This window comes from Dyella sp. SG562 (assembly GCF_011759495.1).
GTDB lineage: Bacteria > Pseudomonadota > Gammaproteobacteria > Xanthomonadales > Rhodanobacteraceae > Dyella_D > Dyella_D marensis.
The window spans coordinates 709,802-725,175 of record NZ_JAAOYS010000002.1 but is presented as its reverse complement, the minus strand read 5'-3'; the positions used below and the strand labels follow the sequence as shown (position 1 = coordinate 725,175).

12 protein-coding genes are annotated in these 15,374 nt (G+C 69.3%); 9 read left to right on the top strand and 3 right to left on the bottom strand.

Annotated features, from left to right (window positions below):
* The first annotated feature begins 6 nt into the window (after positions 1–6).
* The 3 genes from FHW84_RS06690 to FHW84_RS06680 all read left to right on the top strand — a co-directional run bounded on the left by FHW84_RS06690 (position 7) and on the right by FHW84_RS06680 (position 1,968).
* On the top strand, positions 7–663 hold the full coding sequence (locus FHW84_RS06690) for a thiol:disulfide interchange protein DsbA/DsbL (RefSeq protein ID WP_167253630.1): 657 nt from the start codon (positions 7–9) through the stop codon (positions 661–663).
* 97 nt (positions 664–760) lie between these two features.
* Entirely contained in the window at positions 761–1,561 is an 801-nt protein-coding gene (locus tag FHW84_RS06685) for an endonuclease/exonuclease/phosphatase family protein (RefSeq protein ID WP_167253628.1), read from the top strand.
* Positions 1,558–1,968: a hypothetical protein gene (locus FHW84_RS06680; protein ID WP_167253626.1), complete on the top strand. Its 411-nt coding sequence runs from the start codon at positions 1,558–1,560 to the stop codon at positions 1,966–1,968. The genes FHW84_RS06685 and FHW84_RS06680 overlap by 4 nt, the downstream gene beginning before the upstream one ends.
* On the opposite strand, the gene FHW84_RS06675 is transcribed toward FHW84_RS06680, so the two are convergent.
* Positions 1,885–3,486 (bottom strand): glycoside hydrolase family 17, encoded by a 1,602-nt coding sequence (locus FHW84_RS06675; RefSeq protein ID WP_167253624.1) that lies wholly within the window; start codon positions 3,484–3,486, stop codon positions 1,885–1,887. The genes FHW84_RS06680 and FHW84_RS06675 overlap by 84 nt on opposite strands.
* Positions 3,487–3,709: 223 nt before the next feature.
* On the opposite strand from FHW84_RS06675, the gene FHW84_RS06670 reads away from it, so the two are divergent.
* The 4 genes from FHW84_RS06670 (at position 3,710) to FHW84_RS06655 (ending at position 10,110) form a co-directional block, all read left to right on the top strand.
* Entirely contained in the window at positions 3,710–5,818 is a 2,109-nt protein-coding gene (locus tag FHW84_RS06670) for a transglycosylase SLT domain-containing protein (protein WP_167253622.1), read from the top strand.
* A gap of 10 nt (positions 5,819–5,828) precedes the next feature.
* Positions 5,829–6,764 carry a complex I NDUFA9 subunit family protein gene (locus tag FHW84_RS06665; protein ID WP_167253620.1) on the top strand — a complete coding sequence of 312 codons (936 nt, stop codon included), beginning with the start codon at positions 5,829–5,831 and terminating at the stop codon, positions 6,762–6,764.
* 32 nt (positions 6,765–6,796) lie between these two features.
* Positions 6,797–8,026: a multifunctional CCA addition/repair protein gene (locus FHW84_RS06660; protein WP_167253618.1), complete on the top strand. Its 1,230-nt coding sequence runs from the start codon at positions 6,797–6,799 to the stop codon at positions 8,024–8,026.
* 80 nt (positions 8,027–8,106) lie between these two features.
* Positions 8,107–10,110 (top strand): LTA synthase family protein, encoded by a 2,004-nt coding sequence (locus FHW84_RS06655; protein WP_243867907.1) that lies wholly within the window; start codon positions 8,107–8,109, stop codon positions 10,108–10,110.
* A gap of 36 nt (positions 10,111–10,146) precedes the next feature.
* On the opposite strand, the gene FHW84_RS06650 is transcribed toward FHW84_RS06655, so the two are convergent.
* Both FHW84_RS06650 and FHW84_RS06645 read right to left on the bottom strand, forming a co-directional pair.
* Positions 10,147–11,349, bottom strand: coding sequence for an SAM-dependent methyltransferase (locus FHW84_RS06650; RefSeq protein WP_167253616.1), 1,203 nt, complete (start codon positions 11,347–11,349; stop codon positions 10,147–10,149).
* 58 nt (positions 11,350–11,407) lie between these two features.
* Entirely contained in the window at positions 11,408–13,558 is a 2,151-nt protein-coding gene (locus FHW84_RS06645) for a TonB-dependent receptor (protein WP_167253614.1), read from the bottom strand.
* A gap of 228 nt (positions 13,559–13,786) precedes the next feature.
* Between FHW84_RS06645 and FHW84_RS06640 the strand changes: the two genes are divergently transcribed.
* Both FHW84_RS06640 and FHW84_RS06635 read left to right on the top strand, forming a co-directional pair.
* The gene (locus FHW84_RS06640; protein ID WP_243867905.1) at positions 13,787–14,551 is read left to right on the top strand and encodes an EcsC family protein; all 765 of its coding nucleotides are present in this window, start codon (positions 13,787–13,789) and stop codon (positions 14,549–14,551) included.
* 76 nt (positions 14,552–14,627) lie between these two features.
* Complete coding sequence (locus tag FHW84_RS06635; protein WP_167253612.1) at positions 14,628–15,374, top strand: pteridine reductase; 747 nt, start codon at positions 14,628–14,630, stop codon at positions 15,372–15,374.

Genomic DNA, 15,374 nt, shown 5'->3' with positions numbered 1-15,374 from the left:
GACCCCATGTTCAAGCGTATTGCCCGTCTGCGCGTCGCCGCCCTGCTGGCCGGCCTGGTCCTGACCAGCGCCTGCACGGCGTCCAATTCCAATGCCGCCGCGCCGTATACGGAAGGCAAGGAATACGTCGCCCTGGCCGCCCCCGCCCAGCGCTACAGCGCCGACGGCAAGGTGGAAGTGGTCGAGGTGTTCTCCTACGGCTGCGTCCACTGCGCGCATTTCGCGCCGAAGGCCGAGGAACTGCGCAAGCAGCTGCCGCCGGGCGTGAAGTTCAAGCTGCTGCCGGCCGCCTTCAGCGACGCCTGGCTGCCGTACGCCCGCGCCTACTACGCGGCCGAGAAGCTCGGCGTGGCCGACAAGACCCACCTGGACCTGTTCGCCAAGAAGTTCGACCAGCACTATCCGATCTCCACCCTGGACGAGCTGGCCGACTACTACGCCACCCAGGGCGTGGACCGCGCCAAGTTCCTGGCCATCGCCACCTCGCCCGAGGTGACCCAGCAGATCAAGAAGGATCTGGAGCTGATCCAGAAGTGGGGCGTGGACGGCACGCCGACCATCGTGGTCGACGGCAAGTACCGCAGCAACGAAGTGAAGACGCTGGACCAGCTCTCGGCCCTGGCCCAGTGGCTGGCCCAGCGCGAGCTGTCCGGCGCCAAGTGATGCGCCTGCCGCGCGGAGCCGCCCGGCGGCTCCGCGTTCACGTCCGGGCGGTCATGCTTGCCGGGTTTTTCCGAGCCACCGTCCCCATCTCGTCACGATGACTGCCGCCGCGCCCGCCCCCGCCGAACGCCGCCTCCGGCTGCTGAGCTGCAATATCCTGGCGGGCGCCAGCGTGCAGCGCTACAGCGAATACTTCACGCGCAGCCTCAACGCCGTGCTGCCCGGCCGCAGCAAGCTGGACAACCTCGACCGCCTGGCCGAGGTGCTGCCGCAGTTTGACGTCATCGGCCTGCAGGAAGCCGATGCCGGCAGCCTGCGCTCGGGCTTCCTCAACCAGACACGCTACCTGGCCGAGACCTCCGGCATGCCGTTCTGGAGCCACCAGCCGAACCGCCCGATGGCGCGGCTGGCGCATACCGCCAACGGCCTGATCAGCCGGCTGGAACCGCACAGCGTGCTCGATTACCAGCTGCCCAGCCGCATCCCCGGCCGCGGCGCGCTGCTGGCGCGCTTCGGCGAGGGCCAGGACGCGCTGGCGGTGATGATCGCCCATCTCTCGCTGAGCGCCACGGCACGCGCGAAGCAGCTGGGCTTTATCGCCGAGGTGCTGCAGGAATTCCCGCACGCGGTGCTGATGGGCGACCTCAACACCGACGCCAACAGCACCGAGATGCGCCACCTGTTCGCCAAGTGCAGCCTGGTGCCGCCGGCGCAGGCCACACCTACCTTTCCCAGCTGGCGGCCGCGCAAGGCGCTGGACCATATCCTCACTTCCGAGGCGCTGCGGCTGGAGAAGCTGTGGGCGCTGCCGCAGGCGTTTTCGGATCATTTGCCGGTTGCGGCGGAAATCCGCCTCCCCCAGCATGTCGCGCCGCGACCTCACAAACTCCGCCGATGAACTTCCTGCGCCTGTCCCTGCCCTGGCTGCTGCTGGCCCTGATCGCCGCGCTCGCGGCGTGGATCCGCTACGGCCTGATCGAACCGGCCGCGATCGGCCACCTGTGCGAAGCCGCCGCCACCGCGCCGGCCTGGTGCCAGGGGCGGCAGATGCTGGTGCTGGGCTTTCTCAGCTATGGCTACGGCTGGGCCGCGCTGGCCTTCGCCGCCTTGGCCCTGGTCTGGAAGCACCCGGCCAGCGCGTGGCTGGCCGCCGCTGGCGGTGTGCTGGCATTGCAGCTGTATTGCTTCGAGGCGGGCGCGTTCGCGCTGCTGGTGGGCTGCCTACGGCTGATTCGCTTGCAGGCCGATGCGGCGCCAGCCGATGAGGACGGGAACGGCGATCGCCAGGTTCAGGCCCAGCCATAGCCAGGTCACCGGATTGAGGCCGATGTCCTGCGCCACCACCGCGGCCGCGAGCAGCGGCACCAGGATGGCGAGGCAGCGTTCTTCCACGCGCAGGCCGGCGGTCTGCGTCCAGCCGCCGAGCCAGCCGGCCAGGCCGTAGCCCACGCAGGGCAGCAGCGCCAGGCCGAGCGGGAAGTCGCGGTAGCGGCCGTCGAACACCAGCAGCAGGCCTTCGAGCGCAAGCAGGAACAGCCAGGCGAAACGCAGCCAGCCGCCAGGCAGCACCGTGGACGCCACGCCGCCGATACGCGCGGCAAGCCAGCGCGCCAGCACGATCGCGGTGACCAGCCCGCCCGCGCACCCGGCCCAGGACAGCGCCCACTCGAGCAGGTCGCGGCAGGCATAGAGCATCTGCCGGTACTGCCACGCCAGCGCGGTGCCGGTGGCAAAACCCGCGAGCAGCAGCACGCCCCAGCCCGCCATGCCGCGCCATTCGCGACGCAACGCCCCAGCGACGACGAACAGCAGCGCACCCGCGCCGCCGGCCAGCCAACCCAGCCACCAGCGCGGCTCCTCGACCACCGGACCCTGCATGGCGAACTTCGGCCGCGCATGCACGTCGTAGATGCCCCAGAAGCCGCCGGTGGTGCCTTCCTGCGCGCGCTTCCACGGCTGGTCGAAGGCTTCGATCACGTTGTAGGGCATGGCCACGCTGCCGGCGTAGTCGAGGAATTCGCGCAGATAGCGCGCCTCGTTCACCACGCTGGCGCGCGCCGCGCGGCGCGGCTTGCCGGCGCTGGGCCAGCCGGTCTCGCCGATCATCACCTCGCGGCCGGGAAAGGCCCGCTTCACCTGCTGATACACCTCGGCCACGTGGCGCACGGCGTGTTCCGGCGGCACGGGTTCGTCTTCCCAGTACGGCAGGATGTGGATGGTGAGGTAGTCCACCGACTTGGCCATCTCCGGATAGCGCAGCCAGAATTCCCACACATCCGCATAGGTGACCGGCACCGACGTGGGAATCGCCGCGCGCACCTGCCGCGCATACTCGGCCAGCGCCTTCGGCGACTGCTCGCCGCGCAGCAGCACCTCGTTGCCGACCACCACGCCGCGCAGCACGTCCGGATGCGCCTTCGCCTCGGCGATGCCCAGCTCCACCTGCCTGGCATTGGCGACCGGATCGCGGCCCAGCCAGATGCCCATGATCACCTTCATGCCGTAGCGCCCGGCGATCTCCGGCACCGCGCTCAGGCCCTGGCCCTGCGAGTAGGTGCGCACGCAGTCGAAGCGCTGCGACAGTGCGCGCAGATCCGCGTCGATGCGTTCGGGGCTGATGAAGGCCTTGAGGTCGTACGGTGTCTCGCCCGGTTCGCGGAACGGCGCGTAGGACACGCAGGCGATGCGCGCGGACGGTGCATCCGGCAGCGCCACCGGCCGCCCCAGCAGCCACCACCACAACGCACCGGCGAAGGCGCAGAACGCCAGCACCAGCCAGAGCAGAAGACGCGCGCGGGGCGAAAGCGACGGCGTGGACGACATGCGCTACCTGTGGAATCGCGCCGGCCATGGCGCCTTGGAAGCGGGCAAGTCTAGCAGGGGCATGGCGCTGCTCGACGGTGTGAAGACGCGCTTTAACGTAGGACTCAGCCGAGTTTTGACATTCTGCCGGGCTGGTCCGAGGCCGCGACTAGGAATCGTCCGGCCTACACTGCGCAATCGATCGGCTGCTTCGTCCAGATAAGCCATCGCACAAGGAGTTTTCATGCCTGTTCACGCAGCGCCGCGGCGTCTCGCCCCTTCCCTGCTCGCTCTTGCCGCCGGCCTGCTGCTGGCCGGCTTCGCGCACGCCGCCGAGCCCACCGACGCGCAGCGCGCGGCCTTCAAGCAGGCCTATGCCACCGCGCAGCAAGGCGGCGATGCCTGGCGCGCGCAGGCGCAAAACCTCGCGGACTATCCGCTGTATCCGTATCTGGAAGCCGCCGCGCTCACGCACGACCTGCGCCAGCTCGACCGCGCGCCGGTCGACGCTTACCTCAAGCGCTATCCCGACCTGATTCCCGCCAGCGACCTGCGCCGCGACTATCTGCTCGAGCTGGCGCGCCGCAAGGACTGGACCACCTTCCAGTCGCTGTACCAGCCGGGCCTGGGCGATGCGCTGACCTGCGACGCGCTGCAGGCGCGGCTGGCGCAGACGCAGCCCGCGTCGGCGCAGTCGGGCCCGTCCACGCAGGGCGCCGCGCTGGATTTCCAGCGCGACCTCGCCACGCTGTGGAACAAGCCGAATCTGCCCAATGCCTGCGATCCGGTGATCGCCGCGGCGCACGACCAGGGCCTGCTCACCGCGCAGCGCCTGTGGGACCGCATCGACCGCGCCGCCGACGCCAGCCAGGCGGGCACCGTGGCCGCGCTTGCGGCGTGGCTGCCGGGCGACGACGCACAGGCCGGCCAGCGCATCGCCATGGCGCTGCGCGATCCGGGCGGCGCCGCGGCGAAAGCCGGCACCTGGCCCGACACGCCGCGCAGCCGGCAGGCCGCGATGCTGGCGCTGGAACGGCTGGCGCGGCGGCAGTCCAGTGTCGCCGACAGCCACTGGGAACAGCTGCGCGGCCATTTCAAGTTCACCCAGGAACAGCAGCGCCGCATTCTTTCCGCGCTCGCGCTGTTCCATGCCACCGACTTCAACGACGACGCCCTGCAGCGCCTCGCCTCGCTGCCGCCGCAGGCGCAGACCGACGCCACCCGCGAGTGGCGCGTGCGCGTGGCGCTGGAACAGCAGAACTGGCAGGCCGCGCTGAGCGCGATCGACGCGCTGACGCCCGAACAGAAACAGGACGGCGAATGGCGCTGGTTCCGCGCGCGCGCGCTCACCGCGCTGGGCCGCGACGGCGAAGCGCGCAAGCTGCTGGCGCCGCTGTCGGAAGAACCGACCTTCTTCGGCTTCATGGCCGCCGACAAGCTCGACGTGCCGTATTCGATCTGCCCGCTGACCTTGCCGCCCGATCCGCCGCGCGAACAGGCCCTGCTCGCCCATGCCGGCCTGCAGCGCGCATTCGAGCTGTATGCGGTGGGCCTGCCGCGGCAGGCGCGGCGCGAATGGGGCAAGGCGCTGGACGGCGCCGACATGGCCACGCTGAAACTCGCGGTGGACCTGGCCTATCGCCGCGGCTGGTACGACCGCGCGGTATTCACCTTCAACAAGGGCGAGGCGCTGCGCTACTACGAGCAGCGCTTTCCGCTGGCCAGCCAGGACGGGCTGGTGCCGCAGGCCGAAGAGGCCGGCATCGATCCGTCCTGGGCCTACGCGATCCTGCGCGCGGAAAGCGCCTGGGCCGCCGATGCGCGCTCCGGCGCGAATGCGCGCGGGCTGATGCAGCTGCTGCCGGATACCGCGGCGATGGTCGCGCGGCGCAACGGGCTGAACTGGGCCGGCGCCGATTCGCTGTACGACCCGGTGACCAATATCGTGCTGGGCACGCGCTATCTCGCGCAGATGGCCGAACGCTTCAACGGCGCGCCATGGCTGGCCAGCGCCGCCTACAACGCCGGCCCCGCCCGCCTGGACCAGTGGCTGGCCGCGCGCGGCACGCTGCCGCCGGACCTGTTCGTGGCCAGCATGCCGTTCAAGGAGACCCGCGAGTACGTGGCGCGCGTGATGTCCTTCGCGGTGATCTACGACTGGCGCCTCAATGGCAACGCCACACCGCTGGCGTCGCGCCTGACCGCGATCGGCCAGGCCTATGCGCTGCCCGACCGCAACACGCCGCGCCGCCCGGTGAGCTGTCCGGCGCCCGCGGCGGCGGTGGCGCCGGCGGAGGCCGCCACGGTGCCCGCACCGCCGGCCGGCGATGCCACGAACAGTCCTTCGCAGTGAGGTTTCCGTCATGAGCGCCAAGCGTCTGGTCATTCTCGGCGGTACCGGTTTCGTCGGCAGCTATCTGGTGCCGCGGCTGGCCATGGACGGGCACCGCATCGTGCTGCTGTCGCGCAACCGCGAGCGGCGCCGCGCGCTGGCGGTAGTGCCGGGTGTGGAGATCCACAGCACCGACGTCTACGACGGCAATGCGCTGCGCCGGCAGTTCGAAGGCGCCGATGCGGTGATCCATATGATCGGCTCGCTGCATCCGGCCGGCGGCCGTTCGCTGCAGGAAATCCATGTGGAACTGGCGCGCCGGGTCACCGGCGCCTGCCAGGCCGCTGGCGTCGGACGCCTGCATCTGATGAGCGCGTTGAAGGCCGGCCAGGGCCTGTCGCGCTATCTGAAGACGCGCGGCGAAGCCGAGGCGGTGGTGCGCCAGTCCGGCCTGGACTGGACCATCTACCAGTCCAGCGTGATGTTCGGCGCCAACGACGGCCTGGTCTCCCGCTTCGCCGCGCTGCTGCGCCTGATGCCCGTCCTGCCGCTGGCGCGCGCCGGATCGCGGCTGGCGCCGACCTATGCGGGCGACGTGGCGGAAGCCTTCGCGCGCTGCATCGCCGACGACCGGCTCAGCATCGACCGCACGTTCGAGCTGTACGGCCCCGAAGTGCTGACCCTGGGCGAGATCGTGCATGGCATCCGCGACACGCTCGGCCTGCGCACGCGCATCCTGCCCCTGCCCGATGCGCTGGGCCGGATCCAGGCGCGCCTGGCCGAGCTGCTGCCGGGCAAGCCGTTCTCCTACGACAACTTCCTGACCCTGCGCACCGACTCGGTGGGCAAGCAGGACGGCTACGCCGCGCTGGGCATCCGCGCCGAGCCGCTGACGCCCTGGCTGCCGGTGCTGCTGCGGGGTTCGCCGCGCCAGCGGCGGCTGGACCGCTATCGCGCCATGCGCTGAGCCGCGGCGCCGCGCATGGCAGAATCGCGGCCATGCGTATCTATCTAGTCGGCGGCGCCGTCCGCGATCGCTTGCTGCAGCGTCCCGTCAGCGACCACGACCACGTGGTGGTCGGCGCCACGCCGGAGCAGCTGCTTGCGCTCGGCTACAAGCCGGTGGGCAAGGATTTCCCGGTATTCCTGCATCCGGACACCGGCGAGGAGTACGCGCTGGCGCGCACCGAGCGCAAGACCGGCCGCGGCTATCACGGCTTCGCCGTGCATGCGGACCCGGCGGTGACGCTGGAGCAGGACCTGGAGCGGCGCGACCTCACCATCAATGCCATCGCCATGGACGAAGCCGGGGGCCTGGTCGATCCGTTCGGCGGCGCGCGCGATATCGAGCAGCGCGTGCTGCGCCACGTCTCGCCCGCCTTCGTCGAAGACCCGGTGCGCCTGCTGCGCGTGGCGCGCTTCGCCGCGCGCTTCGCGCCGCTGGGCTTTACCGTGGCCGAGGAAACCATGGAGCTGATGCGCCGCATGGTGCGCGAAGGCGAAGTGGACCATCTGGTGCCCGAGCGCGTATGGCAGGAAACGCGCCGCGCGCTGGGCGAACCGCGCCCCTCGGCCTTCCTGCAGGTGCTGCGCGCCAGCGGTGCGCTGGCCGTGCTGTTTCCGGAAATCGATGCGCTGTACGGCGTGCCGCAGCGCGCCGAATACCATCCGGAGGTCGACACCGGCATCCATATCGAGATGGTGCTGGACATGGCCGCGCGCATCGCGCCGGGCAACGAGCTGGTCGGCTTCTGCGCGCTCACGCACGACCTCGGCAAGGCACTGACGCCGGCCGACGTGCTGCCGCGCCATCTCGGCCACGAGGAGGCCGGCATCGAACCGCTGCGCCAGCTGTGCGCGCGCCTGCGCGTGCCCACCGAATTCGCCGCGCTGGCCGAGCAGGTCTGCCGCGAGCACCTGAACGCGCATCGCGCCTTCGAGCTCAAGCCCTCCACCGTGCTGCGCGTGCTCGGCGCGTTGGACGCGCTGCGCCGCCCGGAACGGCTGGAGGTGTTCCTGGCCGCCTGCGAGGCCGACAAGCGCGGCCGCCTGGGCCTGGAACACAGCGATTACCCGCAGGCCGCGTATCTGCGCGCCGCGCGCGCCGCCGCGGCGGCGATCGGCGCCGGCGCCTTCGTGGCCAAGGGGCTGCAGGGGCCGGCGGTGGGCGCGGCGATGGAAAAGGCCCGTATCGACGCCATTGCGGCCCTGCGCGGAAGCTACGGCTAAGCCATTCCGTTGTATAACGCCCGGGATGCCTGTTGCCGTCCTGCAACGACGGGCCCCCACACGATTTCCGGAGCCGCCCCTTGTCAGCCGCCGATTCCTCCGCTTCGCCCCTGCGCCAGCGTTTCCGCCCCCTGTGGTGGCTGGCCTTCGCCTATGTGGCGATCGGCGCGATCACCCGCGTGGCCCTGCTCGTGATGTCGGGCAAGGGCGTGCCGCACAGCCCGCTGTACTGGGCTTACGCCTTCGGCGTGGGCCTGCTGTACGACCTGATCACCTACATCTACATCGCGTGGCCGATGGTGCTGTTCCTGTGGCTGATGCCGCGGCGCGCCTACGTGTCGCGCACGGGCCAGTGGGCGCTGTATCTGCTGGCGGCGCTGATGCTGTACTGGCTGATGTTCGTGGGCGCGTCGGAACTGGTGTTCTGGAACGAGTTCGGCACGCGCTTCAACTTCATCGCGGTGGATTACCTGGTCTACACCACCGAGGTGATCGGCAATATCCGCGAGTCGTATCCGCTGGGCCGCTGGCTGGGCCTGCTGGCGCTGACCGTGCTGATCGCCCTGCTGGTGAGCCGCCGCGGGCTGCGCACGCGCGACGCCGGCACGCGCTTCTGGCAGCGCGCCAAGGTAGCGCTGGTATGGCTGGTGCTGACCGTGGTGACCGTGGTCGCCTTCAAGGGCACCTTGAAGGACCGCACCGACAACAACTTCGTCAACGAACTCTCCGGCAACGGCATCTACGAGTTCTTCGCCGCCTTCCGCAGCAGCCACCTGGAATACTCGCGCTTCTACACCACCCTGCCGGACGAGCGCGCCTTCCGCGACGTGCGCACCATGCTGAAGACGCCCGAGGCCACGTTTGTCAGCAACGACCCGCGCGATCTCACCCGCGAGATCCGCCACGAAGGGCCCGAGAAGCGCCTGAACGTGGTGCTGATCAGCATCGAGAGCTTCTCGGCCGACTTCATGCAGACCTTCGGCGACGACCGCGGCATCACGCCGAACCTCGACAAGCTGGTCGACCAGAGCCTGTTCTTCGACAACCTCTACGCCAACGGCACGCGCACCGTGCGCGGCCTGGAGGCGCTGTCGCTGGCCATTCCGCCGACGCCGGGCGATTCGCTGATCAAGGCGCACAACAACGAGGACCTGTTCTCGGTGGCCAACGTGTTCAACGCGCGCGGCTACCAGTCGGACTTCGTCTACGGCGGCTACGGCTACTTCGACAACATGAATTACTTCTTCAACCACAACGGGTATCGGGCGGTCGACCGCAACGACATCAACAAGGACGACCCGATCCACCACGAGAACGTGTGGGGCGTGGCGGACGAAGACCTGTACACCCTGGCGATGCGCCAGATGGACAGCATTCACGCCGAAGGCAAGCCGTTCTTCCTGCACATCATGACCACCTCGAACCACCGTCCCTTCACCGTGCCCGCCGGCCGCGTGAAGGAAAAGAACGGCACGCGCGAGGCGGCGGTGGCCTACACCGACTGGTCGATCGCCGACTTCCTCAAGCGCGCCGCCAGCAAGCCGTATTTCGACGACACCATCTTCGTGATCACCGCGGACCACTGCGCCTCCAGCGCGGGCCGCACCAGCGTGCCGATCAACCGCTATCACATCCCGCTGTGGATCTATGCGCCCAAGCACATCCCGCCGCAGCGCGTGCACCGGCTGATGGCGCAGATCGACATCATGCCCACGGTGCTGGGCATGCTGAATTTCAGCTACCGCAGCCGCTTCTTCGGCTACGACCTGTTCCAGCTGGAACCCGGCCGCGAGCGTGCCTTCCCCGCCACCTACGAGAAGCTGGGCTATCTGCGCGACGACGTGCTGACCGTGCTGGAGCCGCAGCGCAAGCTCGAACAGCTTCGCCCGGACTACGACACCGGCGACGGCGTGCCCGTGCAGCCGGTGGACCGCACCAAGGTGGACGAGGCAACGGCGTACTACCAGGTGGCGGCGGAGCTGTACAAGGCGCGCCAACTGGGCAAGCGGCCCGACGACAACACGCCGGTGAAGCCGCTGCAGGCGCAGCAGGGATCGGCGGGCGCGGCGCCCGTCCTGCATTGACGTACTGCCGTCGCCGGCAGCGGCGACGGCGCTCCCTTACAGCCGGTCGCCCTGATCGGCTTCGAGCATCTGGGCCGGCAGCGGCACCACGTCCATGCCGCGCGCCAGCACCATCGCCTGGAAGCGTTCGCCCATCTGGTCCGGCAAGGTGAGCTTCTTCACCTGCTGGGCCAGGCGGTAGCGCGCCGCTTCGTCCGGCGCCTCGGCATAGGCGTCTTCGAAGGCCTGCTGCAGGCCGGCGGCGATCAGGAACTGCGCCTGCGGCAGGTACGCCGCCACGCCGAAACCGGCCTGGTTGCCGGCTTCGGCCAGCGCGGTGAAATCCACCGAGGCGGTGAGGTCGTTGAGGCCGGGCAGGAACAGCGGATCGGCGTGCGCGTGGTGGCGGTAGTGCGCCATCAATGTGCCGTCGCTGCGGCCGGGCTGGTAGTACTCGCGGCGCACGTAGCCGTAGTCGATAAACAACATGACGCCGGCAGTGAGCGAGCCGGCGATGGCCTGCATCCAGTACGGCAGCTGCGGCAGCACTTCGGAGCGGTAGCCGTCGGCGAAGCTGCTTTCGGTATCGCGCTCCAGATGGCGCACGGCGCCGGAGACCAGCGCGTCGGCGGGACGATCGACGCGCATCAGCCGGCCTTCGCCGTCGAGCGCGACGTATTCCTCGTAGACCTCGCCCGCGCGCAAGGTGAAGCGCGTGGTGGGCAGGGCGTCGATCACTTCGTTGGCGAACAGCGCACCGCGCCATGATTCTTCCGGCGGGCGGTCCAGCCATTGCACGCGCGCGAACAGTGCCGGCGGCAACGCCGCGGCCAGGCGCTCGCGCTGGCGTTCGCGCAGGTCGGCGCTGGGTTCAAGGATCAGATAGCGGCGCGGCAGCTGCGCGTTGGCGTGGAAGGCCAGCAGCGCGGATTCGGCGAAAGCACCGCTGCCGCCGCCGAGTTCAAGCACGTCGGCTTCGTCGCCAAGCAGTTCCAGCACCGGGCCGATGACTTTCGCCACGCAACGCGCGAACAGGTCGCCCAGTTCCGGCGCGGTGATGAAGTCGCCGGCCGCGCCGAACTTGGTGGCGCCGGCGCTGTAGTAGCCCAGGCCCGGCTCGTACAGGCAGCGGCCCATGTATTCGGCGAAAGGCATGGGGCCGTGCGCGGCAATGTGTTCGCGCAGGCGCGCCAGCAGATGGTCGGAGTGGGCGCGCTCGTCGGCGCCGGGTTCGGGAAGGCGGGAAAAGCTGGGATTCATCGCGCAAGGATAGCGCTCGCCGCGCCCTTGCGGGCGCGGCGTTCGTGCATCGAGCCGCTTAGAAGTCCTTCTGCACCGTGGCGTACAGCCCGCGGCGCGGACCGAACTGCGGCGCGCCCACGCCGATGCCGGTGCCGTCGCGCAGCTGGTAGGTGCGGTCCAGCGCGTTGATCACGGCCAGCTGGGTGTGCAGCTTGCCGGTGCTCTGGAACTCGAAGTCATGCGACAGGCTGAGGTTGAGCTGGAAGTAGGCCGGCATCGAGGCGCCGTTCGGCACCGTGCCGTCGCGGCGCAGGCCGCTGCCGAACAGGTAGTTGGCGCCGATGCGGGTGGCCGGATCGATGGCGTAGCTCACGCCGCCGGAGGAGGCGATCTTCTGGTCGTGGTCCAGGTGGATGTAATGGTCGGCCACGTAGGCTAGATCGTCCGGCGCGAAGTTGTACTGGCTGGTGATCACCCGCTCGCCCATCGCCTGCGACAGCGCGACGTTGAAGTAGGCCGACCACGGGCCGTTGTCGTAGTCCGCGGTGAATTCCACGCCGCGGATGCGGCCCTTGGCGTAGTTGAAGGTGGAGTACACCAGCGCGGCGCCGAACTGGCCTTCGTCCTGCAGGCGGCGCACCTTGCGGTAGTACGCATCCAGGCCCAGGGTCAGCGAGGAACCGATGCGCTGCTGGATGCCGGCGTCGAAATAATCGCTGCGCTCGGCCAGCGGCGTGTTGCTGCCGTTGTCCGGCAGCGCATTGGTGGTGCCGTCGAACTTCTGGATATTGGTGGTGGTGATCGCCTCGGTCGCCGGCGGCGTGAAGTAGCGCGAGTAACCGGCGTGCAGGGTGGTGTCGTCGCTGGCCTGGTAGACCGCGCCCAGGCGCGGGCTCAGCTGGCTTTCGGTGCGGAAGGCCTTGTACACGTCGCCGCGCAGGCCGTAGTTCACGGTGAGCTTTTCGCCGATGCTCCATTCGTCCTGCACGTAGCCGGACCAGGTCTTGGCGGTGAGGCGGTTGCCGTCGAGGATATTGATCGGCGTAGTGCTCGACTGGTTGCCGTCGGCATCGACCGGGAACACCCAGGCGCTGGTGCTGCTGGGCGCGCGCTCGAAGCTGCCGTACACGCCGTAGCGCAGCGTGTGGGCATCGCCCAGCGGGGTGGCGAAATCCGCCTGCAGAGTGCTGGCGCGGTTGCTGCGGTTGATGCCGGAAGCCACGCCGTTGAACATCAGGTCGCCGATCATGTCCGGCGTGAACGTCAGGCTGGAATAGCGCTGGCCGATCGACACCTGGTAGTCGGTGGCGCCGAGCTTGCCCTGCAGGGCGAGTACGCCGAAGCGGGTGTTTTCGCGCTGCTGTTCGTTGAGCTTGGCCGAATCGAAATCGGTGACGTCCAGATAGCCGAAGGTCGGCGTCTGGCCCGGGTTGTTCGGGATCTGGAAGCGGCTGTTGGCCATGCCGAACAGGAAGCTCAGGCGGGTCTGGTTGTCGATCAGGTACGAGATGTCGCCGAACGCCTTCACCTGGTTGGTGTGGTCGTGGATCGGCTTGCGGCTCGGCGTGGGGTTTTCGATGCCGACGTCGCTTTCCAGATAGTTGGCGGTGAGGAAGTAGCTCCAGCGGTCGGTGCTGCCCCACAACGAGGCATTCGGATTGAGCGTGCCGAACGAGCCGCCGGTGATGCCGACGCTGCCGCCATTGCCCAGGTCGTGGCCGCTCTTGGTGCTGATGTCGACCACCGCGGCGGTGCGCAGGCCGTACTGCGCGGGCAGCGCGCCGTCGAGCAGCTTCACGTTCTTGATGGTGCGGGTGTCGAGGGTCTGGCCGAAGCCGGAGATCGATTCGGGAATGATCACGCCGTCGATGCGGTATTGCAGGTTGGCGTGGTCGCCGCGCACGTGCAGGCCGCCGTAGGAGTCCTGCACCACGCCAGGCGCCTGCAGCAGCACCTGGTTCACCGGCGTGCTGTCGCCCAGCGGCAGCTGCGCGATGGCCTTCTGGTCGATCACGTACTGGCTGCTGCCGGTATCCGGCGACAGCGCGTTGCGCGAGATATCCAGCGCGGCGCTCACGTCGATCGCCCCCAGCTGCTGCACCTTGGCCGGCGGCTTGTTGCGTGCGCCGCTGTTGGTATCCGTGCCGGTGGTATCGGTGTCGGCGGCCTGGGCGGCGGCGGCGAACAAGGCGGCGGCAAGGCTGAGGGCGAGCAGGGTGTGCTTCATCGGGTCACTCGGGGAGTAGGTGGAGGGCGGCTGCGTTTCGATACGTTATAACGTTGCCAGTCCTACCTTTCATTTACCTGCCCCGAAAGTCATGCTTTCGAGCGCAATATCTTGCGGGAACAATCGGTTGCGGCCGCACCGGCCAATAACGGCGCAGCGTTCGCAACGGCTTCATCGACAACGCCTAGACTCCACCCGCGACCAGGCACCCCAGTCCCCGAGGCCCGCATGAGCGACGACCGCAAGCAACTCCCCGCCGTGATCACCGCGGAAGACCACAGCCGCGTGACCCGCGCGATCCTCGACTTCGTCAGCGACATCCCGGGCAGCAAGGTCGGCCCCAGCGGCGAGCCGGAGACCGAGGCGCGCCGCATCGCCAACCGTGCCGCGCAGCGCGCCGCGCTCACCGCCGGCTCGCTGGCGCTGCCGCCGGGGCCGCTGGGCTGGCTTACCGTGCTGCCGGAACTGATCGCGATCTGGAAGATCCAGGCGCAGATGGTCAGCGATATCGCCGCCGCCTACGGCCGCCACGCGGAACTGGGCCGCGAGCAGATGCTGTGGTGCCTGTTCCGCCACACCGCCGCGCAGGCGTTCCGCGACCTGGTGGTGCGCATGGGCGACCGCCTGCTGTTCCGCCGCATGTCGTATGCGGTGGCCGAGCGCGTGGCCAAGCGCGTCGGCGTGAAGATCACCCAGCGCACGGTAGGCAAGGGCCTGTCGCGCTGGCTGCCGGTGGTGGGTGCGCTCGGCGTCGGCGCTTACGCGTATTACGACACGGGACAAGTAGCGAGCACCGCCATCTCGATGTTCGGCGGAGATTTCGACTTCGAAGGCGGCGGCGAAGACGCGCGCCTCGCCGCTGCCGCCGAACGCCAACCCGGCGCCGTGCGCCGCGCCCGCAATGCGGTGGTGGAGAAAACCGCGACCGGCGCCGCGCGCGTGATGGCGCGCGTGACGCGCTCGCGCAGCGACAAGCACCATCCGCCGAAATAGAAAACGTCGCGGCGCGGGATGACCTCCCGCACGCTTTCCGGCAAGCTGCCGGCTGTTTCGCCCGCAGGAGCCGCGCATGCCGCCACGTCAGGAACGCCCCGTCGCCTTGATCACCGGCGGCGTCAAGCGCGTCGGCGCGCAGATTGCGCGCACGCTGCATGCGGCGGGCTACGACCTCGTCCTGCATTTCCGCAGCTCGGTCAACGAAGCCGTCGCGCTTGCGGCCGAACTGGAACACCAGCGCGCGGGCAGCACGCTGGCCATCCAGGGCGAACTGGCGGACCTCGACGGCCTGCCCGCGATGATCGAACAGGCGCTGCAGCACTACGGCCGCCTCGACGCCCTGGTCAACAACGCCTCCGCCTTCTTTCCCACCCCGGTCGGCAGCGCCACCACCGCGCAATGGAACGAACTGTTCGCCTCCAACGCGCAGGCTCCGTTCTTCCTCGCCCAGGCCGCCACCCCGGCGCTACGCGAAACGCATGGCGCCATTGTCAACCTGGTCGACGTCTACGCCGAACGCCCGCTCGCCAACCACCCCATCTATTGCATGGCCAAAGCCGCGCTCACCGCGATGACGCGCTCGCTGGCGCTGGATCTGGCCCCCGACATCCGCGTCAACGGCATCGCCCCCGGCGCGGTGATGTGGCCCAGCGACGGCAAGCCCTACGACGACCAGCAGGCCATGCTCGCGCGCACGCCGCTACGGCGCGCCGGTTCGCCGCAGGACGTGGCCGGCGCCGTGCTGTGGCTGCTGCGCGACGCGCCCTTCGTCACCGGCCAGATCATCCGCATCGACGGCGGCCGCTCGCTGTCGATCTGA

What these genes read in the sequence shown, in the direction of transcription:
- FHW84_RS06690 (WP_167253630.1), top strand. Translation starts at nt 7, where the DNA reads ATGTTCAAGCGTATTGCCCGTCTGCGCGTCGCCGCCCTGCTGGCCGGC.
- FHW84_RS06685 (WP_167253628.1), top strand. Translation starts at nt 761, where the DNA reads ATGACTGCCGCCGCGCCCGCCCCCGCCGAACGCCGCCTCCGGCTGCTG.
- FHW84_RS06680 (WP_167253626.1), top strand. Translation starts at nt 1,558, where the DNA reads ATGAACTTCCTGCGCCTGTCCCTGCCCTGGCTGCTGCTGGCCCTGATC.
- FHW84_RS06675 (WP_167253624.1), bottom strand. Translation starts at nt 3,486, where the DNA reads ATGTCGTCCACGCCGTCGCTTTCGCCCCGCGCGCGTCTTCTGCTCTGG.
- FHW84_RS06670 (WP_167253622.1), top strand. Translation starts at nt 3,710, where the DNA reads ATGCCTGTTCACGCAGCGCCGCGGCGTCTCGCCCCTTCCCTGCTCGCT.
- FHW84_RS06665 (WP_167253620.1), top strand. Translation starts at nt 5,829, where the DNA reads ATGAGCGCCAAGCGTCTGGTCATTCTCGGCGGTACCGGTTTCGTCGGC.
- FHW84_RS06660 (WP_167253618.1), top strand. Translation starts at nt 6,797, where the DNA reads ATGCGTATCTATCTAGTCGGCGGCGCCGTCCGCGATCGCTTGCTGCAG.
- FHW84_RS06650 (WP_167253616.1), bottom strand. Translation starts at nt 11,349, where the DNA reads ATGAATCCCAGCTTTTCCCGCCTTCCCGAACCCGGCGCCGACGAGCGC.
- FHW84_RS06645 (WP_167253614.1), bottom strand. Translation starts at nt 13,558, where the DNA reads ATGAAGCACACCCTGCTCGCCCTCAGCCTTGCCGCCGCCTTGTTCGCC.
- FHW84_RS06640 (WP_243867905.1), top strand. Translation starts at nt 13,787, where the DNA reads ATGAGCGACGACCGCAAGCAACTCCCCGCCGTGATCACCGCGGAAGAC.
- FHW84_RS06635 (WP_167253612.1), top strand. Translation starts at nt 14,628, where the DNA reads ATGCCGCCACGTCAGGAACGCCCCGTCGCCTTGATCACCGGCGGCGTC.